The organism is Streptomyces sp. NPDC023573, assembly GCF_055559735.1.
The window spans coordinates 91,986-118,823 of sequence record NZ_JBVHKB010000009.1 but is presented as its reverse complement, the minus strand read 5'-3'; the positions used below and the strand labels follow the sequence as shown (position 1 = coordinate 118,823).

Sequence of the window (26,838 nt, the reverse complement as noted above, 5' to 3'; positions counted from 1 at the left end):
AGGGCAGACCGACCTACGGAGCCGTGCGCTCAGTGCGCGACGACCGGGATCCTGAACTCGTCCTCGATCCCGTCCGCCAGGTCCCCCGAGCCGCTCGCGGCGCCGGTGCCCGGACGTCCGGTGTTGATCAGGGCCACCGCGACGGCCGAGGCGGCGACCAGGATGCCGACCGCCCACCAGATGGCACTGGAGAAGCCGGCGACCATGGCCTGCAGCTCCAGCAGCTTCGGGTCGCTCGCACCGGCCGCGTGGTCGGCGACGTACGCGGTGGTGGCACCGGCGGCGATGGTGTTGAGCAGCGCCGTGCCGATGGCCCCGCCGACCTGCTGCGAGGTGTTCACCATCGCGGAGGCCACCCCCGCGTCACGCGGCTCGATGCCGTGCGTGGCCAGTGACATGGCCGGCATGAACGCCGTACCCATGCCCAGGCCGAGCAGCAGCTGGCCCGGCAGGATGACCGCCGTGTACGAGGTGTTGATGTCCAGCTGGGTCAGCAGCAGCATGCCGACGGCCGCCACCAGGAACCCGGGGCCCATCAGCAGCCTCGGCGGGACCCGGGTCATCAGCCGGGCGCCGATCTGCGTGGAACCGGTGATCATGCCGACGATCATCGGCATGAACGCGAAGCCGGTCTTGACCGGCGAGTAGCCCTGGACCACCTGCAGGTAGTACGTCAGGAAGAGGAAGAGCCCGAACATCGCGATGATGGCGAGGCCGAGCGAGAGGTAGACCCCTCCACGGTTGCGCTCCATCAGCACGCGCAGCGGCAGCAGCGGCGACTTCACGCGCGCCTCGGTGGCCACGAAGGCCGCCAGCAGCACCCCGGCCGCGACGAACATGCCGATGGTCAGCGAGTCAGACCAGCCGGCCGACTCGGCGCGGGTGAAGCCGTACACCAGCGCGACCAGACCAAGGGTGGAGAGGACGACACCGGGGATGTCGAGCGGCGAGCGGTTGCGGCTGCCGGCCGGCTCACGGATGACGAAGTAGGCACCGGCGGCGGCGATGATCGCGAACGGGATGTTGACGAAGAAGGTCCAGCGCCAGTTCAGGTACTCGGTCAGGAAGCCGCCCAGGATCAGGCCGACCGCGCCACCGCCACCGGCGATGGCCCCGTAGATACCGAAGGCCTTGGCGCGCTCCTTGGCGTCCGTGAACATCACGGCGAGCAGGGAGAGGGCCGCCGGGGCGAGCAGTGCGCCGAAGACACCCTGGAGGGCGCGGGAGCCGAACATCATCGCCTCACCCGTCGCCGCGCCACCGAGTGCGGAGGCCGCGGCGAAGCCGAGCAGGCCCACGACGAAGGTGCGCTTACGGCCCCACAGGTCGGCGATGCGTCCGCCGAAGAGGAGGAGACCGCCGAACGCGAGGGCGTAGGCGGTGATGACCCACTGCTTGTTTCCCTCGGAGATGCCCAGGTCGGTCTGGGCGGAGGGCAGGGCGATGTTCACGATGGTCGCGTCGAGCACGACCATCAGCTGGGCGAGGGCGATGAACGCCAGCGCTTTCCAGCGGCTGGGATCCGGAAGGGTGCCGGCTGTTTTCGACATGGGAGTAGCCACCTAAGGACACGAAGAGTCGCGGGTCCGGCGCACGGGCCGCGGGACGGACCCGTGTGCGGAACCGGAAAAGGGCGAACGGTGCCGACGGCCGGACACATCAGGTCCGGGCCGGCTTTCAGGGCTGGTGCGGCCGCCGAGGGCTGCGTGATGAGGGCTGTGGGTCTACTGAGGGCTGTGGGTAGGTTTCCGGTGCGCGGGTGTCAGCGCCCGCTGCGCAGGTCCTCCAAGGTCGCCGCCGAGCCGGGCAGCTCGGAGCGGGCCGGGGCTTCCAGACCGTCCAGGAACAGCTGCAGATGGCGGTGGGTGAACCGGTCTATGTCCAGGCAGGCGATGCCGGGCAGCGGCCGGGTGAGCTGGGAGAGGGCGACGAGTACGTCACCGACGGCGATGTCGGTGCGCAGCCTCCCTGCGGACATGGCACGCTCCACGAGCCCGTCGACGGCCTCTTCGAGGCGTCGGCGCTCGGCGAGCAGTTCGGGATGGTCGTTGTCGAAGCCGCCGGACAGCATCGGGCACAGGGCGCCGATCCGTTCGTCGGCCGCCGCGTGCACGAAGCGGCTGAGGGCGGCGAAGGGGTCGGACTCGGCCGCGACGGCCTCCTCCAGCCGGTCGGTGGTACGGGAGGTGACGGCCAGGACGACCTCGTGGATCAGGGCCGCCCGGTCGGGGAAGTTGCGGTAGAGCGTGGCGTTGCCGACTCCCGCCCGCCGCGCGACCTCGTCGAGCGGCACATCCGGGCCGAACTCGACGAACATCTCGCGCGCGGCCGCCACGATCCGCTCACGGTTGCGCAACGCGTCGGCCCGCGGACGGGACGTACGGCGCTGTGCGGCGCAGGTGGCGACGGAGGCGACGGACTTCACGGCTTCCCTTCCCGTTCGGTGACCGGCCCTGGCTTCAAGCGGGGACCGTGTCCCCGTTTCGCGGGGACACAGGTGCAAACGGGGAGGGGCTCCCCGGTTATTTCCCGGCCCCATGTGTCCTGCGTCACACGTCTGGGCCACACGCCGCCGGAACAGAAACCCTCCATCGGCGCACCCAGCGAGCGGTCGTCCACGGCCCGGCGGAGGCTGATCGCCAGAGCGCAGTCAGGGCCGGCCGACTGCCGCGGACCGAAGGCGACGCCCTATGACGCAGCCCCGCCACCGGATACGCGGACACCGCCGTCCCCTCGCGCTCGCCGGAGCGACAGCCCTGGTCATCGCCACGATGGCATCGGCCAGCTCCACCCTCCCCCTCGCCGGCCGCGCCTCCGCCGGACCGGCGGCCCCACCCCGGGGCACCGGCCTCGCACCGTGTCGAATACCCACGGCCATGGGCGTACAGATGTCGGAGGGCATGCCCACGCCCCCCGGCTACGCACGCTCCACCGGCCGGATCAAAGCACTCAACCTGATGATCGACTTCCCCGACGCGCAGGCCACGGAACCGGCCGGCGACCGGCTCGCGGAATTCTTCCCGCAGACCTCCGACTGGTTCCGCACCAGCTCCTACGACCGGCTCACCTACCTGCCCGAAACCCCCGTGAAGGACTGGCTGCGGATGCCGCTGCCGTTCTCCGAGTACGGGATCGAGCGCGGCTCACCGTATGAACCGGGCTACCGCGAGATGGTCAAGGACCTGGTGACCGTCGCCGATCCGAAGGTCGACTTCTCGGCGTACGACCTGGTCAACGTGCTGGTCACCCCCAACGCCGGCCCCTCGGCTCTGGACACGGTCCTCTCGGTGACCTTCTCCGGCAACGACGACGCCCCGTTCGCCGACGGCACCCCCCTCGCCAACACGTCCTTCGTCTACAGCCGCCAGGACGACGGCTCGGGCTCGTACGCGGAGACCGGCTACCGGGTGCTGCCCCACGAGAACGGCCACGTCTTCGGGCTGCCCGACCTCTACACGATGGAGGGCGGTGGCTCCGTGGGGCACTGGGACATCATGTCCGAGGACTGGGGGGCCAACAACGACCTCCTGGGCTGGCACAAGTGGAAGCTCGGCTGGCTGACCGACGACCAGGTCAGCTGCGCCGCCATGCCCGGCACCAGCGAGCACGTCCTCGCACCGCTGGCGACGAGGGGCGGTCCCAAGCTGGCCTTCGTACCGGTGAGCGCGGAGTCCGGCTACGCGGTGGAGGTACGGACCGCGGAGGGCAACGACGAAGCGGTCTGCCGGCCCGGCGTCCTCATCTACAAGGTCAGCTCCGACGTCGACACCGGCCAGGGCCCGGTCTCCGTCGAGGACAGCACCGAGGACAGCGGCGGCTGCACCCGACGGCCCAATGTCCACGCCGAGCTCTCCGACGCGCCGTTCGAACCGGGCGAGACCTTCACCGACCGGGCCGACGGCATACGCATATCCGTACGGGAGAAGGACTCCGACGGGAACTACCGGGTACGGATCACCCGGCCGTAGAGCCCCGGGCACCCCGCCGCGCGTACGCCTGGACCACACCCCGCAGCTCCCGCTTGAGGATCTTCCCCGTGGCGTTCCGCGGCAGCGGCTCACTCGTCACCAGCACATGTGCGGGAATTTTGAACGCCGCCAGGCCCCGGCCCACGTGCTCCCGCAGCGCCTCCTCAGTGACGGTGGAGCCCGGGCCCACCCGGACGACCGCCGCGACCTCCTCGCCCAGCACCGGGTGCGGGACGCCGAGCACCGCCGCGTCCTCGACGTCGGGGTGGCCGTGCAGCGCGGCCTCGACCTCCACGCAGTACACGTTCTCGCCGCCCCGGACCACCATGTCCTTGATCCGGTCCACGACGGACACCTGCCCGTCCCGGACGACGGCGAGGTCCCCCGTACGGAACCAGCCGCCGGTGAACGCCTCGGCCGTCGCCTCCTCGTCACGCCAGTAGCCGCGGACCAGGGACTGGCCGCGCAGCCACAGCTCGCCGGTCGCGCCGTCGGGGAGCGCCTCGCCCTCGGGTCCGGCGATCCGCACCTCGGTGACCGGCGTCGGGGTGCCGACGGAGCCCGGGTGCGCCCGGTAGGCGGCGCCGAAGACGGCAAGCACCCCGCCGCTGGTCTCGGTCAGGCCGTAGCCGTTGCGCGGCTCGACCCGCTCGCCGTGCCGGGCCGTGAGCCGGGCGACCAGGTCGGGCGGGGCCGCGGCGCCTCCGGTGTTCAGCCCCTTCAGGCTCTCCAGGCCGTCGCCCGCACGGTCCGCCGCCGCGAGCAGCTGGAGCGCGGTGGCCGGGACACCCGCGTAGTGGGTGACCCCGTGCCGCCGGATCAGCCGCAGGGCCTCATCGACGTCCCACTTCTCCATCAGGACGAGGGTGCCGCCCGCCGCCATCGCCGCGTACAGGCCGGTGAACGCGGCGACGTGGAAGAACGGGAACGTCATCAGTGTGACCGGCGCCGGCCCCTGCCCCGGAACCACGCCACGCCGCAGCGCCGAGACTGCCGCCTGGTAGCGCGGGTTGAGGGCCGCGCCCGCCTGCGCGAGATGCGTGGCCACGGCTCCCTTGGGCCGCCCCGTGGTACCGGAGGTGTAGATGATCGTGGAGTCGTCCTCGGGCCTGATCTCCACCTCGGGCGGCGCGGCGTACGGATCCGGCTCCGGCAGGTCTGCGTACCGCTCGGCCCCGGCCGGCAGCTCCCCCTCGCCCTCGCCGTGGAAGACGACGAGGCGCGCCCCGGTCTTCCGGCACCGGTCCGCCACCTTCGGCAGCTGCTCCCCGTCGACCAGCAGCACCGCCGGCTCACAGTCGTCGAGGGCGTAGGCGAACTCCGCCTCCGTCCACCAGCAGTTGAGCGGTACGGCGACGAGACCGGCGAGCTGCGCCGCCCAGAACGCGATCTGCCACTCGGGGCGGTTCCGCATCGCCACCACGGCCCGGTCCCCCGGGCGGAGTCCGTACGTCTCGGTGAGCCGCCGGGCGAGCGAGGAGGCGGCCGCGAAGAACTCACCGTACGAGCACGTCCGTTCGCCCGAGATCAGGAACGGCTGGTCACCGAAGGCCCAGGTGGTCTCCACGAACTCCCGCAGCGTGCGCGGGCCGTTGGCGTAGATGAGGGGCCCGTGCTCGGCGCGCACCACGGCGAACGGCGCCCCGGGACCGGTCAACGACGCCTCGATACGGGCGGGGGCTGTGGGCTCGGACGGACTGCTGGGTTCGGCGTGCGGCACGGACGGCCTCTCGATGCACTGCGGACTGGCTCAGCGACCCGGCGACGCTATGCCCGCACCCCGCACCCGTCAACCGGCCCTACCGGAAGGCGGCCAGGGTGCGCTCCGCCCACGCGGTGAAGGGGGCGGCGGGGCGGCCGAGGACCTTCTCGACGTCCGGGCTGACCGGACGCTCGGCTGGAAGCGGCAGCCCCAGGACGTCCAGGGTCCCGTCGACGACGGCCTCCGGCATGAACTGCGCCATGTGGGCGAAGGCCGCCTCGCGGGTCAGCTCGACGAACGCCACCTCCTCCCCCAGGAGTTCCGCGAGGGCCGCGGCCTGCTCACGCGGAGTGACAGCGGTCGGTCCGGTCAGCTCGTAGACCTGCCCGGCGTGGCCGTCCTCCCGCAGGACGACCGCGGCGACCTCGGCGATGTCAGCGGGGTCGACGACCGGCAGCGCGACATCACCGAACGGCGCGAGCACGGTGCGCCCGGTGCGCACCGAACCGGCCCACGCGAACGCGTTGGAGGCGAATCCGCCGGGCCGCAGAATCGTCCACTCCAGGCCCGAGTCGCGGACGGCGTGCTCGAACTCCCGCAGCCGGCTGTGCGAAACCGCCTCCGGGCGGGTCGCGGTGACCTGCGAGGAGAGCAGCACGACTTTGCGTACCCCCTCCTCCTTGGCGACACCCAGCAGGGTCGCGGCGCTCTCACCACCGATCAGCATCTCCCCGGCCAGCAGGATGAACAGCGCGTCCGCGCCCTTCAGTACACCGCGCAGACTTCCCGCCACCCCCAGATCGGCCCGGACGTGGCGGGCGCCTTCGGGCAGCTCGGCGGGGAGCGGCCGACGCGAGACGGCGGCCACCTCCTCGCCCTGGGCGGTGAGGGCGGCGACCAGCGTGCTGCCTACGTTTCCGGTGGCTCCGGTGACAACGATCATGAGACTGCTCCTCGACAGGGGACGGGAGAACCGCCGGCAGCCGGCGCCGTGACATCGGCGTTCCGCGGCCCTCTTTGCGGCTTCTTCCGGGAAGCTAGCATCGTGAAGAAAGTAGGTACCTAGAGGAAAGCGACTACCCGGAGGGTTCACATGAGGGCTCGTACGACCACCAGCACCGCACAGGGGGTGCCCTCGGAGCAGGCATGCCCGATCGCCCCGGTGCTCGACATCGTCTTCAGCCGGTGGACGACGCCGATCCTCTGGACGCTCCACACATACGGGCGCCAGCGCTTCGTCGTGCTGCAGCGCAACATCGGCACCATCACCCCGAAGGTGCTCACCCAGCGCCTGCGGCAGATGGAGCGAGACGGCCTGGTGCTGCGGACGTACCACCCGGAGGTGCCGCCCAGGGTGGAGTACGAGATCACCGAGCTCGGAAGCAGCCTGGCACCACTCTTCGCCCACCTCGCGGAGTGGTCGGCGGACAACCTGCCGCGCGTCGAGCAGGCGCGGCAGGAGTTCGACACGACGGAGGAGGCGGCTCCGGGCCGCGGCCGCTGAACGACGGACGGCCCCGAAGGCGCCCCGACAGCCCCGGGACGCCCCCATCACGGGACGCGCCCACCCGCTACACTGATCCCGGTGCGGGGCCACGCCTTCGCACCGCACGGCTCAAGGAACCGAGTGCCTGGTCCCACCGGGACCCGATACCCGCTCCTGGGCCGCGCCTTCGTAGCTCAGGGGATAGAGCACCGCTCTCCTAAAGCGGGTGTCGCAGGTTCGAATCCTGCCGGGGGCACAAGCAGAAGGCCTCCAGCCGATCATGGCTGGGGGCCTTTGGCATCTACCGCTGACAGCAGCACGAGCGCGCATGTGCCGGCCAGAGGACGCGCCGCCCCGATCGCCATCGGACGCCTGCGGACACAGGGAAGACGGTGGGCGTGTTGGCCTCCTCACCTCGCCGGGGGAGGAATGAGGGAGCCTCGCCGGCACCGGCGTTTCAGTGCAGGTGCCGATCGCTGGCCTCATGGTGGATGAGGGGGGTGGGGATCTACGGCCTGCAACATAGTCCCGAGGTGGCTCCCGGGGACCTTTATGCCCACCCCCCTTGACCGCGGACCTCGAAGGTTCTCCGACCGGTCTCCAGCCACCGGAGAATCTAGCAAGTGGCACTGACATTGGTGCTGATGCTCAGGTTCCGGTGGTCGTGACCCGGGCACTGACTGACGTCCTGCTGGGCTGCTTTCCCGTTGGCCTGGCCGGGATATGAGGGCCGGTGCGGTGACGAGGAAGGCGTCGAGTTCATTCCGGGACGTGCCGGCTCTCGGCAAGCTCGACCAGGGCGAGGAGCAAGGTCGCGGCCGGGCGGCGGGAACGACGCCGAGGACGCGCGGGCCGAAGGTCAGCTGCGCAGGTCGAGCATGGCGGACATGGCCGCCACGACGGACGGGGCGACCCGGTAGTAGACCCAGGTACCGCGCCGCTCCGAGGTCAGCAGGCCGGCCTCGCGCAGCTTCTTCAGGTGGTGGGACACGGTCGGCTGGGAGACACCGACGTCCTGGATGTCGCACACACAGGCCTCGCCACCGGGATGTGAGGCAACCCGGGAGAACAGCCGCAACCGCACCGGGTCGGACAGGGCCTTGAACATCACGGCCATCCTCTCCGCGTCGTCCTGCGACAGCTCCCCGGCAGTCATCGGTGGGCAGCACGGCACTACCGATCCGGGGTCCAGAACCGGCAACTGCACAACCTCAGACTTCGACATACGTCTATGTTGACGCTCATCGATGCGAGTGGCAAGCTGCGTATATAGACGGTAATCGAAACAGCGACCGGGTACGGTCGCCCCGCCCCGGAGGACATCACCGCCATGACCACCACTGCAGACCTTCCGGTCGTCGTCATCGGCGCCGGTCCCGCCGGGCTGGCAGCCGCTGCCCACCTCATCGAGCGCGGCATCGAACCGCTGGTCCTGGAAGCCGGGCCGAGCGCGGCCACCGCGGTGCGCGACTGGTCGCACGTACGGCTCTTCTCCACCTGGAGCGAGCTCACCGACCCGGCCGCCGAGAAGCTCCTCGCGCCGACCGGCTGGGCCAAGCCCGCCGCGGACACCTACCCCACAGGCGGAGACTGGGCCGAGCAGTACCTCCAGCCGCTCGCGGACGTCCTTGACGACAAGGTCCGGTACGGTGCCACCGTCACCGGGGTGTCCCGCCTCGGCCGCGACCGGATCGTCGACGCCGACCGGGACCAGCAGCCCTTCACCATCCGCCTCACCCGCGCCGACGGCACCGAGGAGCGGATCCTGGGCCGGGCCGTGATCGACGCGTCCGGTACATGGTCCACCCCCGGCCCGATCGGCGCCGACGGACTGCCCGCTCTGGGCGAACGCGCCGCCTCCGCCCGCATCTCCTACCGCATCCCCGACCTCAAGGACCCGGCCGTCCGCGCCCGGTATGCAGGAAAGCGCACCGCCGTCATCGGCTCCGGGGCCTCCGCGTTCACCGCCCTGGCCACCCTCGCCGACCTCGCGAAGGACGAACCCGGCACGCACTCCGTGTGGATCCTGCGCCGCGGCATCAGCGGTTCCACCTTCGGCGGCGGAAGCGCCGACCAGCTCCCCGCCCGCGGCGCCCTGGGCCTGGCCGCCAAGGCCGCCGTCGACGACGGGCACGCCGACGCCGTCACCGGCTTCCGCACCGAAGTCATCGAGCCCGCCGACGGCGACCGCCTGACCCTCGTCGGCGAGGACGGCCGACGCCTCGACCCCGTGGACGAGATCGTCGTCCTGACCGGCCTGCGCCCCGACCTGTCCTTCCTGTCCGAACTCCGCCTCGCCCTGGACGAACGCCTCCAGGCACCGGTGGAGCTCGCCCCGCTCATCGACCCCAACCAGCACTCCTGCGGCACGGTCTATCCGCACGGCCACCGCGAGCTGTCCCACCCCGAACAGGGCGTCTACCTGGTCGGCATGAAGTCCTACGGCCGCGCCCCCACCTTCCTCGCGATGACCGGTTACGAGCAGGTCCGCTCCGTCACCGCCGCCCTCGCCGGCGACACCGAGTCCGCCGACCGCGTAGAACTCACCCTCCCGGAGACCGGAGTGTGCGGCGGCGCCGGACTCTTCGACGACCCGGCAGCCGGCCAGGCCGACGACGGGGGCTGCTGCGCTCCGGCTCCGGCCCTCGTACAGATCGGCGCCGGCATCTCCGTACCGGTCGCAGCCGCCGATGACTCGACGTCCGGCGGGTGCTGCGGGTCCTGAACCACAGCGCCCCGGCCACCCCTGGCCGGGGCGCTTCCACTCCCTGCCAGGAGGAACGTCATGTCACGCATACAGCTCGCTCTGCGCGTCCCCGACCTCCAAGCCTCGATCGCCTTCTACACCAAGCTCTTCGCGACCGGGCCGGCCAAACTGCGCGACGGGTACGCCAACTTCGCCATCGCCGACCCGCCGCTCAAGCTGGTCCTCATACAGGGCACAGCGGACACGGACACGCGGCTGGACCACCTCGGCGTCGAAGTCGGCACGACCGACGAAGTCCACTCCGCCACCTCCCGCCTCCAGGACCAGGGGCTGGCGACCGACGTCGAGAGTGACACCACCTGCTGTTACGCCCTCCAGGACAAGGTCTGGGTCCACGGCCCCGGCCAGGAACCGTGGGAGGTCTACGTCGTCAAGGCGGACGCCGACGCAATGGCCAGGCAGCAGAGCAGCACCTGCTGCGCGGGCCAGGCGGGCAGCGAGTCCGGCCCGCCCGCGCCGGCCGAGGCCGGTGGCTGCTGCCCGTGACCCACCTCGAAGCCCGCGGGGCCGCGACCGGAACGGGGGTCCGGTCGCGGCCCCGCCCGCGCCTATGCCTCGGCGCCGCACAGCCCACCAGTTGGGGCGTCGCCTACCACGTCACCCGGTCCTGAGCCCTGCCCAGGACCGGCCTGTCGGCGCCGGACCCGACATGTCTCCCTTCCGTTCGGTCAGGCAGCAGCGCGCACAGCGGTAATCGAAAGGACGCCCACCACAGCACCGTCCGGCCGCACTTCGTGCCCACGCAGGGCCGAGGCGTCGCCGGAGGCCTCGCTTCACTCGGCGGAGTGGAGTCGGCCGCCCGTGGGGGAGTTTCGGCCTCGCCATGCACCGGTGTCGTGGTGGTCTGCCGAACGATGAGCGCATGTCACTGAACAGTCTGCGTTCGCTGGCCCGCCGCGTGATTCCCGCGCTGCTGGTCGCCCAAGCCGCCCTTCTCCCGCTCCAGACCGCCTCCGCCGCCGAGCCCGCGTCACGCCCGTGTGCGTCATCCGCCAGCTGCGGTTCGGTCATCGTCGCCCCTGTCTCCCAGGCCGCCCCGGACCACGGCGACTGCACCAGTCCGGAGCCGGTCGTGTGCCTGATCCGGAGCGAGACTCCGGAGGAGCGCGAGGTCGCCCGCGATCAGCGGATGCGCTACCACGATCTCCTCGAGGACATGGAACGCAAGGAGTGCGCCATGCGCGCCGAAGGGCGCTCGGAGGAGGACGTCGCCCGCACCCTGGTCCAGATGCGCAACGACGCCAAGGACGTCGTCCGCGCCGGCATGACCCCGGAACAGGTCGCGGAGCTGGAGGCACGCAACCAGAAGAAGTACGGCAACCCGCTCGGCCCGACAGCGGATCAGCTCTACCTGAAGTACGGCTCCTGGGAGAAGGTCACCGATGCCGCCACGCGTTCGAGCGCGGCCGTGGACCACGAACTCGGCCTGGAATTCCGCCACTGCCCCTGCGCGGTGCTTCAGGCGGCGTGACGCGGCCCTCGGTACGGGCTCAGCCACAGACCGACGCCACCGCGCCATGATCCGGCCGGTCCGCCTGCGTCATCGCAGGCGGACCGGCCGCGCCCCGGCGAGAGTCTGCCGATTGCGGCCGCTCACCTGACTGCTTGTCAGTGGTCGGCTGTACACCTCTGCTTCTCGACTTCCTCCACGGGAGTCCTCCGGCTCGGAATCCGCCCGCTGACGGAACGGGGGCCGAGTCACCCCGCCCTGTCGCTCCGCCTCGTCTCCTCCAGGATCTCGCCGATCACCCGCCGTGCCGTGTCCGCCATCACCGGGTTCGACGTCCGGTAGTACGAGAGCTCCATGAGCGCGATCGACAGGGCCCAGCCCCGCCCCCGTGCCCACGTCACCGCGTCCGCCCCCAGCCGTGTACGGAAGGTCTGCCTCGCCCCGGCCCGGAGCAGGTACCAGCCGGGGATCAGGTCGACCGCGGGGTCGGCCAGGCCCATGCAGCCGAAGTCGATGACCGCGCTCAGCCGGCCGGCCGAAACCAGGACGTTGCCCGGCTGGAGGTCCCCGTGGACCCATACGCCCGGGGACTGCGGTGCGGGAATCCGCAGAGCCTCCGACCATGCGGTGGCCGCCGCCCCGGTGTCGATGACGCCGTGCAGGGCTTCCAGGGCGCCCCGTGTGGCCGTGTCACGTGAGGCCAGTGGTTCGCTGCGGTAGGCCCGCGGGCCGCCGGGGGTGTCCACACGGCGCAGGGCGAGGACGAACTCCGCGATGTCGGCGGCGAAGCCGACACTGCCCGTACCAGGGGCCGGGTTGGTTCCGTCGAGCCAGCGGCAGACCGACCAGGACCAGGGATAGCCCTCGGCCGGCACACCCTCGGCCAAGGGTGTGGGGACGGCAAAGGGGAGGTGCGGGGCGAGGCGGGGCAGCCAGCGGCTCTCCTTGGCCACGTCCTTCGATCCGCCCTCGATACGGGGCAGCCGCACGGCCAGGTCCGTGCCCAGCCGGTAGATGGCGTTGACCGTCCCGTGGGAGCTGACCTGCTCGACGGGGAGGTCGGCCCACGCGGGGAACTGCGCGGCGAGCAGGCGCCGTACGAGCACTGCGTCGGTCCTGGTCTCATCTGCGTGCATCCGGCCATGCAAGCCGAACCGGGAGGGGGCTGTCGAACGAAATCCGGTGGGCGGCACCTCCCCGTTGGGGGAGGATCCTTGCCCATGACCCTCGTACTCCCGCCCCGTCTCACCGCGTCCGCCCGGGCCCTCCGCGACAGCGCCCGGCGGCGGGGACTGCACACCGTGCAGCTGCCGGATCACGAGGTGCCCGAGGGGCTGAGCCGCGGGAGTGCCTATCTGCACGCCGGGCCTTCCTTCGCCGACGCCGTGGCCCCCGCGCTGGGTGTCGCACCGCTCGAGGCCCCCTCCGACTGGCTGGCGCGGCTCCCCGCCGCGTTCGTCCGGCGTGATATCCGTGCCGTGCCCATCCGTGAGGCGTACGGACTGCGCCGCCCCGTCTTCGTCAAGTCGCCGAACGACAAGGGCATCCCGGCGCTGGTCTACACGGACGGCTCCCGGCTGCCGGGGCCGGACGCGGTCGATCCGGAGACGGTGGTGCTGGTGAGCGATGTCGTCGCGTTCGACGCGGAGTACCGGTTGTATCTGCTCGACGGGCAGGTCCACACCGGCAGCCGGTACGCCGTCTCCGGGCGGCTGCGCCTGGCGCCGCTGTCCGCCGCGGCCCGTGCGTTCGGCTCGGAGCTGCTCGCCGCGGCAGGGCACACCCTGCCGTCCGCGATCGTCGTCGACGTCGGAGTCACCGACGGAGGTCACTGGGCGGTCGTCGAGGCCAACGCCGCCTGGGCCAGCGGCTGCTACGACTCCGATCCGGACCGCGCACTGGACGTCGTACTCAGGGCCGCCGGTCCCGCCGCACACCTGGCGGAACGCGACACCCCGTTCGTCCGGTGAACCGCGTCAGCGGCAGGAGACCTTCAGCTGCGCCGCCGCGTGGTGCGCGCCCACCAGTTCCGCGTCGCCCCAGTCCCGGCCCCGGTCGACCATCCGCACCGCGAAGGTGTCCCCCTTGACCGGGTAGCTCCGTACGTCGACGGCGGTCCCCCGGTGCTCCGGCTGGTGCACGGTGAAGCCCGTGTAGGCCGAGTCCGTGTCGTGCGGGTCGGACAGGATCCGGTAGACGGTCGGATCGCCGGCCACGTCCCGGTCGCGGGCGCTGCTCGGCACGAAGACGGTCAGGGCGCACTCGTGGAAGCCGTCACCGAGGTGCCAGGACCAGACGGCGCTGCTCCCCCGGTCCTGGCCAGGGCTCCCCGACATCGGGACGGCGCTGAACCGGCCGTCGCACGGACCGTCCGCGAAGCCGCCCGCCTCGACGGTGTACCAGCCCGCGTCACCGTTCTCGAAGCGCCCGCGCTCCGTGTATCCACCGGTCGTGCAGCCGGGCCCGGCCCATGCCGTGTAGCGGTAGCGCGCCGTGTCGGCAGAGGGCTCCGGTGCGCCGTCCTCGGACCCGGTCGGCCCGATCCGGGTCGGGGCCCCGCCGCCGGCCGGTGCCGGTACGGCGTCGGCCCGGCCCGCGGTGTCCAGGCGCGCGCCTCCCGCACCGGTGGCGAGCAGCGACACGGCACCCGCGGCCACGACGACGCCCGCCACGAGCAGCACCCTCCACCGCCGGGGCAGTGTGGAGAACCGGCCCGTCAGCGTCTCCTGGGCGATCCATGAACCGCTGCCGCGGGGCGAGCGCTCCGCCGAACCGCACCGGGGACAGACCATGCCCGGCAGCGGACCGACGGGTTCGCCGCCGCACTGTTGGCACCCCATGGCAGCACACCATGCCAGTGGGACACGCCCGGAGGGAGAGTTCCGGCAGTTATCGGCTCAGTTCCTCGGGGCAGGGTGTGCCCGGCTGGAGCTGGTACGGCGCCGCCAGGCGGTAGACGCCGGGGCGCGGCGCGAGGAGCTCGGTCCACTCGTCGCCGTCCCCGTCCTCCTCCACCTTCGTCAGGCAGCCGTGGTCGTTGGTGAAGTCCTTCGGAGCGTCCCCGTCCTCCGCAGAACGCTTCTTGGACGCCTCCGTCTCCTGCGGCCGCTCCACGCTCTTGCCCTCGTCGTCCACGACGGCGAGCCACCGGGAGTACGGGATCCGGATCAGGACACGGCCCGCCGACCGCACGCGGATCGTCAGCTTGTCGTCGCCGGCCCGCTCCACCGTCGCGGGCGGGTCGGCGAGCGGCACCGGGTCCAGGACCCGGAACAGCTTCCAGTTGCTGTCGCTCCAGACAGCCTTCAGATACGGCTGCCCCTTCTCGACGAGTCCCGCCTCCTGCTCGCCCCCGGAGTCCGGCTTCCCGTTCGGCAGCACCACGTAGTGCACCGCCCAGCGGTCCAGCCACTCGCGGTAGTTCATCGAGTTGAGGGTGTCGTCGTAGAAGAGCGGGTTGCGCTTCATGTCGGCCTGCCGGTTCCAGCCGCGCGCCAGGTTCACGTACGGCGCGAGCGCCGATGCCTCGCGGTGGCTGCTGGCGGGTACGACCTCGACGCGGCCCCGCTCCGCCCCTGCCTTCTGGAGCTGGTTGACCAGCGGCGCCAGCTCGCGGTTCCAGGACGCGGTGGGGGCGGTGCGCACGATGTCGTCGACGCCCTTGAAGCCGATCCAGAAGTTCAGCCCGGCGAACACGATGACCAGGGCGTACCAGCGCCGGGTGCGCGGCGCCGTGTACGGGAGTGCGGCGAGCAGGACGACACCGGCGAACAGCATCGCCATGCGCGACACGTTCGAGCCGATCTGCGAGTCGACCACATAGGTCAGCAGCGTCCCGGCGCCGTAGACCGCGGCGGCCGTCCGCACCGTGTGCCAGTCCCGGGGCACCAGGAAGAAGACGAACACCGAGTACAGGAAGGGCAGCGACAGGGTGCCCAGTGCCATCGGCTGGGTGCCCGAGAACGGGAACAGCCACGCGGACAGGACCACCACCGCGACGGGGGCCAGGCCCAGCGCGTACGCCCCGGGGCGCCGCTTGTTCAGGAAGAGCGCCGCGGCGACCACCCCGAGGAAGAGCCCGGCGACCGGGCTGCCCGCCGTGGCGAGCCCGGCCAGTGGCGCGGCCACGCCGGCTTTCGCCCACCGCTTGTAGCGCCAGCGGTGGGGCCAGCAGAAGACGGCGGCGACGGCACCGAGCGCGAACATCATGCCGAGCCCGAACGTCACCCGGCCGGAGAGGGCGTTGCACAGGTACGCGAAGACCCCGGCGAGCGCGCACGCGACGGGGTTACGGACCGCGGGGACCCGCACCAGGATCAGGGCGGTGAGCGCCGAGGACACCGTGCCGGCGATCATCATCGTCGAGCGGACGCCGAGCACCGACATCAGGTAGGGCGAGACCACGCTGTACGAGACCGGGTGCATGCCCCCGTACCAGGCGAGGTTGTACGCCGTACCGGGGTGGCGGCCGACGAACTCGGCCCAGGCGTCCTGGGCCGCGATGTCGCCGCCGCTGTTGGCGAAGAAGAAGAACCAGAGGAGGTGCGCGGCCGCGGCGACCGCGGTGGTCAGCAGTACGGGGTGGCGCAGGAGCCGGCTCCGTATCGAGCTGCCCGTACCGTCGCCGCCACCGCCGGCCTGGGCCGGAATCCTGACCGGGGCGCTCCCGGCGGATGAGCCGGCGTCGGCACGTGTCGGCTCAGCGGTGGTCACTGCGACTCTCCCCGTCCTCGCCCGGGCCTGCCGAACCGTCCATGTACTGCACGGGCCTCATCCGTACTCGGAAGGACGCGTCCCGGCGCCCGACTGTTGCCTTCGGGACGCTAGCACGCGGCATTTTCGCCGCGCTGCCCTATCGGGGACACGGGGGCGTCCCCCTGTCCCCGCGTGGGCGGGGACAGGGGGTGGCCGTCAGCTGATGCGGGTGAGCTTGTCGCCGAAGCCCGGTTCCGTCATCTCGCTCTGCAGGGCGACCGGCGCGGAGACCTTGCCCGTCCCCGTCCCGACCGTCACCTCGCCGACGACGGTGCCCGCGTCCGCCGTGTGTGCGGGCACCTTGCCGCCGTCGGTCAGCTTGAGGTCCACCTCGAGCCCGCCCCAGCCGACGGCCTTGAGGTCCTTGGTCGCGACCACGGGTGTCTGCCCGCCGAAGCCGTTGTCGACGTAACCGACGACCTGACCCTTCTTGACGACGGTGGCGGAGTCGACACCCTCCTGGGCGGTCCGGATCAGCGCCAGACTGCTCTGCAGGGCACGCTGCAGCTTGGCGTCCAGGGTCCCGTCGACATCGGCACCCATCACCGCGCCGATGATCCGGCGGGTCTTGCCGTCGATGACCGTGTCGGCCGTCCAGATGAGGTTGCCGCCGGCGGGGGTCGACGAGCCGGTCTTGATGCCGCTGACGCCGGGCTCCAGCAGGATGTTGTTGTTGTTGTAGATCATCTTGTCGATGCCCGGAATCTCGGCCTGCGGCATGTTCACGATTTCGCGGAAGACGTCGTTCTGCATGACCGCCTTGGCCAGCTTGAGCTGGTCGGCGGGGGTGGACCGGGTGGTGGCCTCGAGACCGCTGGGGTCCGTGTACACCGAGTTCGTCATCCCGAGGTCCTCAGCCGCCGCGTTCATCTTCGCGACGAACGCCTTCTCGGTGTCGGCGTCCCAGCGGGCCAGCAGCCGTGCCACGTTGTTGCCGGAGGGGATCATCAGGAGCTGGAGCATCTGACGCTCCGTGTACTTCTGGCCCTCCTGGATGGGCGCCGTCGACTCGTCCGGCCGGTCGGCCTCCTCGCCGGCCTTGGCGTCGACCACGATCTGGTCGCCCGCCTGCTTTCCGGTGATCGGGTGGCCCTGGAGGATCACGTACGCCGTCATGATCTTCGCGACGCTCGCGATCGGCGCGGACTTCTCCTTGCCGTACGTGCCGATGGTGCCGACGCCCTCGACCTCGACGGCGCCCTGCCCGTCCTCCGGCCACGGCATGTCCAGCTTCTCGCCGCCGAAGGTGTACGTGGGGTTCGCGGACAGGGTCAGCGTGGGGTCGGGCAGCGGGCGCACGGCCTGCGCGATCGCAAAGATGACCAGGACGAGCAGGAGGAGCGGCGTCCAGATCTTCACCCGCCTGACCGCGGTGCGGACCGGGGTCTCCGGGGGCGGCGGGGTGTTCGTCAGCTCGGCGAGCAGGTCGAGCGGCGGCCTGGGCGGCATGGGCTGCTGCCTGGTCCGCTCGGCCTCGGGGAGACCCGCCCCGGGGCTCGCGGGGGTGCCGGGTGCGGCCGCGACGTCCGGGGTGACCGTGGGACCGACCACGGGCGCGGGGCGTACGTCGTCCGAGCGCAGCGGCACGAACTTGCTGGTCCGCTCGGCGGGAGCCTCCGGGGACCCGGGGTCTCCGGCCGGCTTGGCGGCCCAGGAGGCGGGCTTCCGTGCGGCGGCCTTCTCCTTCGGCGGGAGCTTGAGCGCGGTCGTCGGGTGGTCGATCCGGTCGGCCCGCGGCGCCTTGAAGACGGCCGTCGGATGATCGATCCCTCGCCCGTCGCCCGCGGCGTCCGCCTCCTCCGCCGGGGACGCCTCCTCGCGGGTCCTGGGAACCCGCGGGGTGTCGCCGTCGCCGGAGGCGCGGGAGGCCGGTACGTCGTCCTTGGCGTCGGCGGACTCGGCGGGCTCAGCGGTCTCGGCTGACTCCGCGGTGCCGTCGGATGCCTCCGCCTCTGCCGGCTCGGCCTCTGCCTCTGCGGGCTTCTCGGTGTCGTCGGACGCCACGGTGTCGTCGTCGGCCGGGGAGGTGTCGTCGGCCGGGATCACGTCGGCGTCCGCCGGGGTCCCCTCGCCGGCGGTCTCCGCCTTGTCGTCGGTGACGGCCGGACCGTCGCCGCTGCTGCCGGACGACGGCTTGTCGTCGCCCTCGGACGGCTCGTCCGCATCCTCGGTCGCACCGCTCGGACCTGCGGCTTCCTCGTCGGGCCCGGTCGCCACCCATGCCGCGACGGCGGCGCGCAGCCGGGCGTCGGTGGGCGGCGCTCCGGCCTCGGGACCGGCCCCGGGACCGGCCCCGGAACCCGTCTCGGGCTCGGCGTCCGAAGCGGAGCCCTCGGCATCGGCGTCGGCCTTCGACGCCGCTTCCGGCGCGGACCGAGCCTCCGAAGCAGGCTCGGCGGCCTCCTCGCCCTCTCGCTCGGAGCCGAAGTCCGCCGCGCCGTCGGAACGGCTGGAATCGGACTCGGCCTCAGCTCCGCCTTCGGGCCGCGCCTCCTCGGAGGAAGCCGACGACGCCGACGAGGGCGCCTCAGGCGCCGCTGCGGCCTCTCCGGCCGTGCCCTCCGCCTTCTCCGCCTCCCCGGCCGCCTCACGGGTCGTGGAGGCCGTCTCAGGGCCCTCTGTGCCCTCCGAGGCGCCGGAGGCGCCCCCAGGGACGCCGGAGGCGCCTACTGAGGCGTCGGCCTCCGCGGAGTGCGGCAGACGGAAGACAGCCGTCTCGCTGTCCTTGGCGGTGCCTGTCGCCCCGTCCGTCGTGCTCCCGGCCGCCGCGGCGGCCGGTTCACGGAACACGGCGAGACGCGGATCGCGTTCCTCAGCCGTCCCCGAAGTCGTCCCCGACGACTTCCGCTGCTCCGACATGTCGGGGGACTCGCCCGCCACCGATACCTCCTTGATGAGCCGCGGGGACATGCCCGCACTGTCCGAACCATCTACCAGTGTCCTGTGTGAACCTTTGACCGAGCCGCTAGACGAGAACGACATACCTAACGGTTCCCTCACAAAGCACCCAGGCACCCTCGACAGACCAATGTGAGAGGGGTCACCCTGTCATTCATCCACGCGGGGAGGCATGGATGGGCAGGAGCCGCAGAACAATTCCGGAGGAGCTTCTGCTGCTCGCTCTGGACCCGACCACGGGTACCACAGCGCAGCCGCAGTCGCTCGACCTCGGCCTGGCCGGGGCACAGCTAGTGGAGCTGGCTCTGGCAGGACGGATAGCCCCTGACGGGGATCGTATCGCCGTGGTGATGCCACGGCCGACAGGAGATCCGACTCTGGACTCCGCACTGGAACTGCTGCGCCGTCGTGGCAGTCCGGTCCGGGCAGTCCACTGGATCGGCGGACCCCGGCTGGGACTTCGCCAGATCTACCTCGCTCATCTGGAGCGGTGCGGCATGGTTCACGCCGTGGCGGGCCAGATGTGCGGAGTGCTGCCGACGACTCGCTACCAGGCGACGGACACGGCAATCAGCCGGGACATCAGAGCCCGGCTGGACAACGCGATCCGCACCGGCGTACCGCCGGACCCGCGGACCGCGGCGCTCGCCGCACTGGCCCACGCGGTCGGACTCGGCAAGCATCTGTACCCCGGGAACGAGGGGCGCTCGTCGCGCTCCCGGCTCCGGGACCTGATCAGACACGACCCGATGGGCGGTCTCGTGGCGCATGCCGTGATGGACGTCCAGAACGGCGTGGCCGTCCAGCCACGCCGTAACCAGCAGACGGCAGGCGTGCCGTTGCAGCCGCAAGCACAAGCGCGTCGCGGCAGCATGGCGCACACCTCCGTCCACTGACAGCACGACCGCGCGGACACTTGGCGTGGAGCATTGAATACCGCCGCACCGACGTCCCCATGACCCGGTTCGGGAGCCGCACCAGGCGCGGGGCAGCCGGATCCACCGGCTGCCCCGCGCTCTTGCGCGCGCTGACTGCGTGTGGCCATTTCCCAGCGCGGCCGGTCCCCCGGGTGGCAATCTGCTGAGCAAGCAGATACGCACAGCTACAACAGCTGCATAGCCGGAGGTGCCGTTCCCGTGCCGACCAACGTCAATCCCACTGTCAGGCGACGCCGGCTGGGCCAGGAACTGCGCCGCCTCCGCGAGATCAAGGGCATGACGGCCGAGGAGGTGGCGGAGCGGCTGCTGGTCTCGCAGTCGAAGATCAGCCGGCTGGAGAACGGCCGCCGCTCGATCAGCCAGCGCGACGTACGTGATCTCTGCGGGGTCTACGAGGTCGAGGACCACCGCATCGTCGACTCGCTGATGCAGATGGCCAAGGACTCCCGCCAGCAGGGCTGGTGGCACGCCTTCGGTGACATCCCGTACAGCGTGTACATCGGACTGGAGACCGACGCCGAGTCCCTCCGGGTGTACGAACCCCAGGTGGTCCCGGGGCTGTTGCAGACCCGGGGTTACGCGGAGGCCCTCATCAACGGCGCCCTGCCCGAGACCCCGCCGTCCGACATCGAGAAGCGGGTGAACGTCCGGGCCCGCCGCCAGGACCGCGTCAACGCCCCCGAGCACCCCCTGCGCCTGTGGGCCGTCATCGACGAGTCCGCCCTGCGCCGGCTCGTCGGCGGCAAGCAGGTCATGATCCAGCAGCTGGAGCACCTCATCGAGCAGTCCCGGCTGCCCCATGTGACCGTGCAGGTGCTGCCCTTCGACATGGGTGCGCACCCCGGCATCAACGGGCAGTACGCCATCCTGGAATTTCCCGACGCGGCGGACTCCAGCGTCGTGTACATCGAGGGGGTCACCAGTGACCTCTACCTGGAGAAGGCGAACGACGTACAGCGCTACAGCGTCATGTACGAGCACCTGAGGGCACAGGCGCTGAACGTGGACCAGACCCGCCAGTTCATCGGCGACATCGCCAAGAGCTACACCCGCTGAGCGCCTGCCGAGCGTGCCGAAGGGGCCTGCCCGAGAGGCCCGTTCACGCCGGAAATGCTGCGATGTAAGCGAGGTGGGGGCGGGACGATACACCGCCACCACCTCGCAGCGGAAGACCCGCATGGAATATGCCATCCGGTCGAGTGAACGGCCCCACCACCACGCGATGTTGGCGAGTAGCGTCGATCACGCCAACAGGAACGAAGTTGGTGCCACTCACATCAACTCTCTGAACCGGAGTGAACATGGCCATTCTTCAGGGTGCTACGGATAACTGGACGAAGTCGACGTACTCGGGCGGCAACGGCGCGTGCGTCGAAGTGAAGTCGCCCGTCACGCAGGCCATCGCCGTGCGCGACTCGAAGGCGCCCGAAGGCCCCTCGCTCTCCTTCGTGTCCGGAGCGTGGAACACCTTCGTGCGCGACGTCGCGTCGGGTTCGATCAACGCCTGACCGGTACGCCGGTCCGCACGCGCCGCACCATGGCCGGTCACCGAACACGACCGCCAGGAGCCCTCTCGACTGGCCCGCCGTCCTGGCCGAGGGGGCTCGACCGCCATCGGAACCGGCGCCGTCGATGGACGTACCGCACGTCGATGGACGTACCGCACACATCGTTACCTCAGCATTCGGCACCGACAGCACACCGCGTGCCATCGGTGCGCAAGCGTCACGTACAGCTTTCCCCCTTCTCCGGCCGCACGGGACCCGCATCCCGTGCGGTCGTTCTGCGTTCTCGGGCGTTCCTGCCTTGCGTCGATCTCTGCACAGCCTGACGAAGTGCCCGCTTATCGTGTGGCCGCGGTCACGTTCACGACAACGCTCTGATAGGTCAAGAACAAGTAAAATCGTTCGGCTTGCTGATCCGCGTTCACATCCCTGATCGAGAAAACCTTGACCGAGGACCCGAACAGGCGGTTCAATCCCCGAAGTCCCCGATCCCGCACGGGGCCCCGCTGAACGGCCGTACTGACGAAGTGCGTTCCCGTTCACAAGGCGGACCCCTGGAGGGGGCACATGAACAGTCTCGACTGGGCCGTGCTCATCGGCTACTTCGGTGTGATGGTCGCGATCGGACTCTGGTCGCACAAGCGCGTGGACAATGTCAGCGACTTCTTCACGGCCGGCGGCAAGATGCCGTGGTGGCTGTCGGGCATCTCGCACCACATGTCCGGTTACAGCGCGGTGATGTTCACCGGCTACGCGGGTATCGCGTACCAGTACGGCGTCACGTCCTTCGTGACCTGGTCGCTGCCGATCGCGATCGGTATCGGCATCGGCGCCAAGCTCTTCGCACCCCGGCTCAACAGACTGCGTTCGCGGCTGCACGTGGCCTCGCCGCTCGAATACCTCAAGGACCGCTACAACGTCCCGACCCAGCAGGCCCTGGCCTGGTCCGGGCTGCTGCTGAAGATCGTGGACGTCGGCGCCAAGTGGGCCGCCATCGCCACCCTGCTCTCCGTCTTCACCGGTATCACCCTCACCCAGGGCATCTTCATCACCGGCGTCATCACGGCCGTCTACTGCACGGTCGGCGGGCTGTGGGCCGACGCGCTCACCGAGCTGGGGCAGTTCATCATCCAGCTCTTCGCCGGTGTGGCCATGCTGGTGATCGTCATGAGCAAGCTGGGCGGCTTCAGTTCGCTGTGGACGGTCTGGGACAAGCTGCCCGAGGGCCACACGGAGCCGACGGCCGGCCCGTACACGGTGACCTTCCTGCTGGCGTATCTCTTCATCAAGACCTTCGAGTACAACGGCGGCATGTGGAACCAGGCCCAGCGCTACATGGCCACGGACTCCGCACGCTCCGCGACCCGTTCGGCCTACCTCTCCGCCGCACTGTGGCTGGTCTGGCCGGTCGTGCTCTTCTTCCCGATGTGGGTGGCACCGCTGCTCGTCGAGGCCAAGAAGCCGGACGCCTCGGACAGTTACGCCCTGATGACCGAGCAGCTGCTGCCGCACGGGCTGCTGGGGCTGGTCGTCGTCGGGTTCTTCTCGCACACGATGGCCATGTGCTCCTCCGACGCCAACGCCATCTCGGCGGTCTTCACCCGTGACATCGCGCCGGTCTTCTCCAAGGCGGCCCGCACCTGGAGCAACCGCAGTGGCCTCCTGGCCGCGCGGCTGTCCACACTCGCCTTCCTCGGCCTGTCCATGGCGCTGGCGACGCAGATCAACTCGCCGACGTTCAAGGACATCATCTCGGTCGTCATCAAGTGGGTGGCAGGGCTGATGGGCCCGATCGCCATCCCGTTCATGCTGGGCATGCTGCGCAGGTTCCGCCGGTCCGGCCCCACGGCGGCGCTCACCAGCTGGGCGGCCGGGCTGCTCGCCTTCTTCTTCACCAACTACAACCTCGACGGTTCGGTGAAGACGGACGTCGCCCTGCAGTACCAGGTGGCCCTGCCGCTGGCGATATCCCTCGTGCTCTACATCGTCATCGGATTGGTGAAACCCGAGGACACCCCGGAGCGCGACGCCCTCATCGAGACGATCAACACGGAGGGTGGTGGCCCCCACGGCACCGCCGCCGCGGCGGCCGTACCGGCGCAGAAGCCCGGCCCGGAGAGCACGGGGGTCCCGGAGGGCGTGAAGGACTGACCGCCCCTCACGCGAGGGGCACCTGAACGGTGGGCGGGCGCGGCGGCGCCCGCCCACTCATGTCCTCCCGGAGGACGGGAAGCCTCAGCTCAGTCCCGCGGGTAGCGGGCCAGCCAGCCCGGGGCGACCGCGGCCGGGGTGTGCAGGGCGGGCCCCTGGGTCATCTCCATCGCGAAGTCGTCGGCGAGCTGGAGGAGCGTCGAGCGCCCCTCCAGCTCCGCCAGCCAGGCCGGCGGCAGCGCCGTCTCCCCGTGCAGCGCCCCGAGGAGGGCCCCGCAGACCGCCCCCGTGGCCGCGGACGGCCCGGAGTGGTTCACGGCGAGGCGCATGCCATGGCGTACGTCCTCGCCCACCAGCGCGCAGTACAGCGCCACGGCGAGGACCTCCTCCGCGGAGTCGGTGTCTCCCAGCGCCTCGATGAGGGCCGGCCCGGGTATCCCCTGGCGTACGGAGCCGAGGGCCTGCCGGAGCGCCTCGGTCACCTGCTCGTTGCCCGGGCGCTCGGCGAGCAGGGCGAGCGCGTGCTGGACCGAGCCGTCCAGCGTCTCGCCGCGGGCCAGTCCGTGCACCATGACGGCGAGCGCTCCGGCGGCGAGCTGCGCGGTGGCGTGGCCGTGGGTGTGGGCGGCGCACTCGACGGCCAGCTGGAGGACGAGCTGGGGCTCCCACCCGACGAGCAGCCCGAAGGGCGCCGAGCGGGTGAGCGCGGCCGAGTCCCGTGCCGCGGGGTTCTTGGGCACGGCGAGGGTGCCCATCGTGGCGTCACCGAAGCCGACGAGGCACTCCCGGGTCGGGGCGCGGCGGGTGTACAGCCACTCCTCCATGGCCAGCCAGCCGTTGTCCTTGCGGCGTTCGTCGGGCCCCCAGGCGCTCTGGGTGGACGCCCAGCGCAGATGGGCGCGGTGCACGTCGGTCGGCGGATGCCAGGCGCCGGTGTCGCGGCGGACCTGGGCGCGTATGAGCCCGTCGACGGTGAAGAGAGTGAGCTGGGTGACCGCGGTGACGGCGCCGCGTCTGCCGTGCGCGGGGACGAAGTCGGCCACCCCGTCCGCACCGTGGGCGGCGCGTATCGCCTCCAGGGTGAGCCCCGAGACACCCGCCCCGAGCGCGTCCCCGATGGCCCCGCCGAGCAGGGATCCCCGCACCCGGCCGCGGAAGTCCTGCTGCTGGGCACGGCCCCAGACAGCTGTGGTCCCTGTGCTCACCGTGCCCCTTCCGTCCGCCCTGCCGCCTGCGACTGCGCAAGCACTGTAATCGAACGGGAAGCAGCGGTTCAGGGGTGGAACGGAATGTACGGACTGGTACGCGAGAGCACTTCGGCGCGGCATTCCTCATGGTTTCCGGCCCCGGCTCCCGGGCCCGGGAGACCTGTTGCCCGCGGCCGGGACAGCTGCCCGGCCGCGGGTGGCGAGGTCAGCCGAACATGCCGGGCCGGTAGTCGCCCGCCGGCTGCTGGACGAGGACGTTCAGCCTGTTGTACGCGTTGATGAGGGCGATCAGGGCCACCAGGGCGAGGAGCTGGTCCTCGTCGTAGTGCTCGGCGGCGTTCGCCCACACGTCGTCCGGCACGCCGCCGGCCGCGTCGGCGATGCGGGTCCCCTGCTCCGCCAGCTCCAGGGCGGCGCGCTCGGCGTCGGTGAAGACGGTGGCCTCGCGCCACACCGCGATCAGGTTGAGCCGGAGCGCCGTCTCACCCGCCTCGGTGGCGTCCTTGGTGTGCATGTCGGTGCAGAAACCGCACCCGTTGATCTGGCTGGCCCGGATCTTGACCAGCTCCTGGGTCGCGGCGGGCAGCCCCGAGTCGGTGACCACCTTCCCGGCCGAGTTGATGTGCCGCAGGAAGGTGGCGGCGGCCTTGTCGCCGAAGAGGTCGAGACGAGCGTTCATGATCAGCTCCTGAGCTGTTGCCGTTGCTTACACCCCCTCGACGGACCGCCCCCGGTGGGATGTGACACGGCTCCATGTGACCTGCGTCTCGCGAGGGTGTCACCACCGGCGCTGCCCCGCCGGAGTCCATCGGATTCATCAGGGGCGTCCTGGAGCACAGATCATGAGCTCTACGCGGCTGATCCCACGGCGTCCAGCGCCGGATAGTCGGTGTAGCCCGTCTCCCCGCCCACGTACATCAGATACGCGTCCCGGACCTGGTTCACCGGCGCCCCCGTACGCATCCGGCGGATCAGGTCCGGGTTGGCGAGGAAGGGGCGGCCCAGCGCGATCACGTCCGCTCCGGCGGCCAGCAGCCGCTCGGCGTGGGCGATGCCGCCGTCCTCCGGGATGCGGTCCTTCGGCAGGACGGGGTTGGCGATCAGCGTGCCCTGCCAGTCCTTACGGATCCGCTGGAAGACGAGGTCCTCCGGATCGGCGTACCCCACGTGCAGATAGGCGAGGCCCGTCCCGGCCAGGGCCGCGAGGAGCGCCGGGTAGATCTCCTCGGTGTCGCCTTCCGCCATCCCGTTGACCGTGCTCCACGGCGACACGCGCAGGCCGACCCGCTCGGGGCCGATCGCCGCCGCCACGGCCTCCACCACCTCCACGACGAAGCGGATGCGGTGATCCACGGACCCGCCGTAGGCATCGGTCCGACGGTTGGTGCCCTGGCCCAGGAACTGGTGGAGGAGGTGGCCGTTGGCGCTGTGGACCTCCACTCCTTCGAAGCCCGCATCGATGGCGTTGCGGGCCGCCGAGGCGAAGTCGGCGACGGTGGAGGCGATGTCCCCGGTGGTCATCTCGCGGGGGACGACCGAGGGCACACGCCCGGCCGGGGTGTGGATCGTCTCCGGCAGCGCGATCGGCGAGGGGGCGACCGGCGTCAGTCCGCTGGTGTCGGGATGGCCGGCGCGCCCGCCGTGCTGGATCTGGAGGAACATCCGCCCGCCCTCCGCACGGACCGCGTCGGTGACCCGCCGCCACCCGGCGACATGAGCCGGGCTGTGGATCGCGGTGATGTTCGGGTACGTCTGCCCCACGGCGTTCGGCGTGGACGCCTCCGCGATGATCAGCCCCGCCGAGGCGCGCTGCGCGTAGTACGTCGCCATGAGCGGGGTCGGAACGCCGTCGGCGGTGGCGCGGTTCCGGGTCAGCGGAGCCATCACGAGGCGGTGGGGAAGGGTGAGGGGACCGAGTTCGACGGTCTCGAAGAGCTTCGCGGAGGAAGTGGCTGCGTTCGTCATGCCGGAACGGTAAGAATTGACACCGGTGTCAGGTTCAAGTCCCGG

The 26,838-nt window shown here is 71.1% G+C and carries 22 protein-coding genes and 1 tRNA gene; 11 read left to right on the top strand and 12 right to left on the bottom strand.

The annotated features are described in order from the left end of the window. Positions 1 to 29: 29 nt before the first annotated feature. Positions 30 to 1,550, bottom strand: coding sequence for an MFS transporter (locus tag ACZ32T_RS27095; protein ID WP_467369477.1), 1,521 nt, complete (start codon positions 1,548 to 1,550; stop codon positions 30 to 32). A 212-nt stretch (positions 1,551 to 1,762) separates the two neighbouring features. Further along, positions 1,763 to 2,425 (bottom strand): TetR/AcrR family transcriptional regulator, encoded by a 663-nt coding sequence (locus tag ACZ32T_RS27090; protein ID WP_467268645.1) that lies wholly within the window; start codon positions 2,423 to 2,425, stop codon positions 1,763 to 1,765. Positions 2,426 to 2,690: 265 nt separating this feature from the next. Between ACZ32T_RS27090 and ACZ32T_RS27085 the strand changes: the two genes are divergently transcribed. Beyond that, positions 2,691 to 3,968, top strand: a complete 1,278-nt coding sequence (locus ACZ32T_RS27085; protein ID WP_467369475.1) for a M6 family metalloprotease domain-containing protein — start codon at positions 2,691 to 2,693, stop codon at positions 3,966 to 3,968. Here the strand turns inward: ACZ32T_RS27085 and ACZ32T_RS27080 are convergent. Both ACZ32T_RS27080 and ACZ32T_RS27075 read right to left on the bottom strand, forming a co-directional pair. Beyond that, positions 3,955 to 5,688: a class I adenylate-forming enzyme family protein gene (locus tag ACZ32T_RS27080; protein WP_467369473.1), complete on the bottom strand. Its 1,734-nt coding sequence runs from the start codon at positions 5,686 to 5,688 to the stop codon at positions 3,955 to 3,957. The two genes, ACZ32T_RS27085 and ACZ32T_RS27080, sit on opposite strands and share 14 nt — an antisense overlap. Positions 5,689 to 5,767: 79 nt before the next feature. Next, positions 5,768 to 6,613 carry an NAD(P)H-binding protein gene (locus ACZ32T_RS27075; RefSeq protein WP_467369471.1) on the bottom strand — a complete coding sequence of 282 codons (846 nt, stop codon included), beginning with the start codon at positions 6,611 to 6,613 and terminating at the stop codon, positions 5,768 to 5,770. Positions 6,614 to 6,763: 150 nt separating this feature from the next. On the opposite strand from ACZ32T_RS27075, the gene ACZ32T_RS27070 reads away from it, so the two are divergent. Continuing rightward, positions 6,764 to 7,174: a winged helix-turn-helix transcriptional regulator gene (locus ACZ32T_RS27070; RefSeq protein ID WP_467369469.1), complete on the top strand. Its 411-nt coding sequence runs from the start codon at positions 6,764 to 6,766 to the stop codon at positions 7,172 to 7,174. Positions 7,175 to 7,339: 165 nt separating this feature from the next. After that, positions 7,340 to 7,412 (top strand) — tRNA-Arg (locus ACZ32T_RS27065). A 603-nt stretch (positions 7,413 to 8,015) separates the two neighbouring features. Here ACZ32T_RS27065 and ACZ32T_RS27060 read toward each other — a convergent pair. Beyond that, the gene (locus ACZ32T_RS27060; protein WP_467369467.1) at positions 8,016 to 8,381 is read right to left on the bottom strand and encodes an ArsR/SmtB family transcription factor; all 366 of its coding nucleotides are present in this window, start codon (positions 8,379 to 8,381) and stop codon (positions 8,016 to 8,018) included. A 105-nt stretch (positions 8,382 to 8,486) separates the two neighbouring features. On the opposite strand from ACZ32T_RS27060, the gene ACZ32T_RS27055 reads away from it, so the two are divergent. The 3 genes from ACZ32T_RS27055 (at position 8,487) to ACZ32T_RS27045 (ending at position 11,394) form a co-directional block, all read left to right on the top strand. After that, positions 8,487 to 9,881: an NAD(P)-binding domain-containing protein gene (locus ACZ32T_RS27055; protein ID WP_467369465.1), complete on the top strand. Its 1,395-nt coding sequence runs from the start codon at positions 8,487 to 8,489 to the stop codon at positions 9,879 to 9,881. A gap of 60 nt (positions 9,882 to 9,941) precedes the next feature. Beyond that, positions 9,942 to 10,409, top strand: coding sequence for an ArsI/CadI family heavy metal resistance metalloenzyme (locus ACZ32T_RS27050; RefSeq protein ID WP_467369464.1), 468 nt, complete (start codon positions 9,942 to 9,944; stop codon positions 10,407 to 10,409). A gap of 376 nt (positions 10,410 to 10,785) precedes the next feature. Continuing rightward, positions 10,786 to 11,394 carry a hypothetical protein gene (locus tag ACZ32T_RS27045; RefSeq protein ID WP_467369462.1) on the top strand — a complete coding sequence of 203 codons (609 nt, stop codon included), beginning with the start codon at positions 10,786 to 10,788 and terminating at the stop codon, positions 11,392 to 11,394. A gap of 227 nt (positions 11,395 to 11,621) precedes the next feature. On the opposite strand, the gene ACZ32T_RS27040 is transcribed toward ACZ32T_RS27045, so the two are convergent. Continuing rightward, positions 11,622 to 12,509, bottom strand: a complete 888-nt coding sequence (locus ACZ32T_RS27040; RefSeq protein ID WP_467369460.1) for an aminoglycoside phosphotransferase family protein — start codon at positions 12,507 to 12,509, stop codon at positions 11,622 to 11,624. 84 nt (positions 12,510 to 12,593) lie between these two features. Between ACZ32T_RS27040 and ACZ32T_RS27035 the strand changes: the two genes are divergently transcribed. Next, positions 12,594 to 13,343 (top strand): ATP-grasp domain-containing protein, encoded by a 750-nt coding sequence (locus ACZ32T_RS27035; RefSeq protein ID WP_467369458.1) that lies wholly within the window; start codon positions 12,594 to 12,596, stop codon positions 13,341 to 13,343. Positions 13,344 to 13,349: 6 nt separating this feature from the next. Here the strand turns inward: ACZ32T_RS27035 and ACZ32T_RS27030 are convergent, their stop codons facing one another. From ACZ32T_RS27030 to ACZ32T_RS27020, 3 genes are all read right to left on the bottom strand, one after another. Continuing rightward, positions 13,350 to 14,165 carry an adhesin gene (locus ACZ32T_RS27030; protein ID WP_467369456.1) on the bottom strand — a complete coding sequence of 272 codons (816 nt, stop codon included), beginning with the start codon at positions 14,163 to 14,165 and terminating at the stop codon, positions 13,350 to 13,352. Positions 14,166 to 14,262: 97 nt separating this feature from the next. Next, a complete protein-coding gene (locus tag ACZ32T_RS27025) occupies positions 14,263 to 16,086 on the bottom strand; it encodes an MFS transporter (protein WP_467369454.1) in 1,824 nt (607 codons plus the stop codon). 198 nt (positions 16,087 to 16,284) lie between these two features. Next, positions 16,285 to 19,038: a serine hydrolase gene (locus tag ACZ32T_RS27020; protein WP_467369452.1), complete on the bottom strand. Its 2,754-nt coding sequence runs from the start codon at positions 19,036 to 19,038 to the stop codon at positions 16,285 to 16,287. 164 nt (positions 19,039 to 19,202) lie between these two features. Here ACZ32T_RS27020 and ACZ32T_RS27015 point away from each other — a divergent pair, with 164 nt between their 5' ends. The 4 genes from ACZ32T_RS27015 (at position 19,203) to ACZ32T_RS27000 (ending at position 23,620) form a co-directional block, all read left to right on the top strand. After that, entirely contained in the window at positions 19,203 to 19,922 is a 720-nt protein-coding gene (locus ACZ32T_RS27015) for a GOLPH3/VPS74 family protein (RefSeq protein ID WP_356709848.1), read from the top strand. Positions 19,923 to 20,162: 240 nt separating this feature from the next. Then, the gene (locus ACZ32T_RS27010) at positions 20,163 to 21,020 is read left to right on the top strand and encodes a helix-turn-helix domain-containing protein (protein WP_467369450.1); all 858 of its coding nucleotides are present in this window, start codon (positions 20,163 to 20,165) and stop codon (positions 21,018 to 21,020) included. 245 nt (positions 21,021 to 21,265) lie between these two features. After that, complete coding sequence (locus ACZ32T_RS27005; RefSeq protein ID WP_356709852.1) at positions 21,266 to 21,472, top strand: DUF397 domain-containing protein; 207 nt, start codon at positions 21,266 to 21,268, stop codon at positions 21,470 to 21,472. Between the two features lie 564 nt (positions 21,473 to 22,036). Continuing rightward, positions 22,037 to 23,620 carry a sodium:solute symporter family protein gene (locus ACZ32T_RS27000; protein ID WP_467268680.1) on the top strand — a complete coding sequence of 528 codons (1,584 nt, stop codon included), beginning with the start codon at positions 22,037 to 22,039 and terminating at the stop codon, positions 23,618 to 23,620. Positions 23,621 to 23,709: 89 nt separating this feature from the next. Here ACZ32T_RS27000 and ACZ32T_RS26995 read toward each other — a convergent pair whose 3' ends face one another. From ACZ32T_RS26995 to ACZ32T_RS26985, 3 genes are all read right to left on the bottom strand, one after another. Then, on the bottom strand, positions 23,710 to 24,825 hold the full coding sequence (locus ACZ32T_RS26995) for an ADP-ribosylglycohydrolase family protein (protein ID WP_467369448.1): 1,116 nt from the start codon (positions 24,823 to 24,825) through the stop codon (positions 23,710 to 23,712). A 208-nt stretch (positions 24,826 to 25,033) separates the two neighbouring features. After that, complete coding sequence (locus ACZ32T_RS26990) at positions 25,034 to 25,507, bottom strand: carboxymuconolactone decarboxylase family protein (protein ID WP_467268683.1); 474 nt, start codon at positions 25,505 to 25,507, stop codon at positions 25,034 to 25,036. A gap of 170 nt (positions 25,508 to 25,677) precedes the next feature. After that, on the bottom strand, positions 25,678 to 26,793 hold the full coding sequence (locus ACZ32T_RS26985; protein ID WP_467369446.1) for an alkene reductase: 1,116 nt from the start codon (positions 26,791 to 26,793) through the stop codon (positions 25,678 to 25,680). Positions 26,794 to 26,838 lie beyond the last annotated feature (45 nt).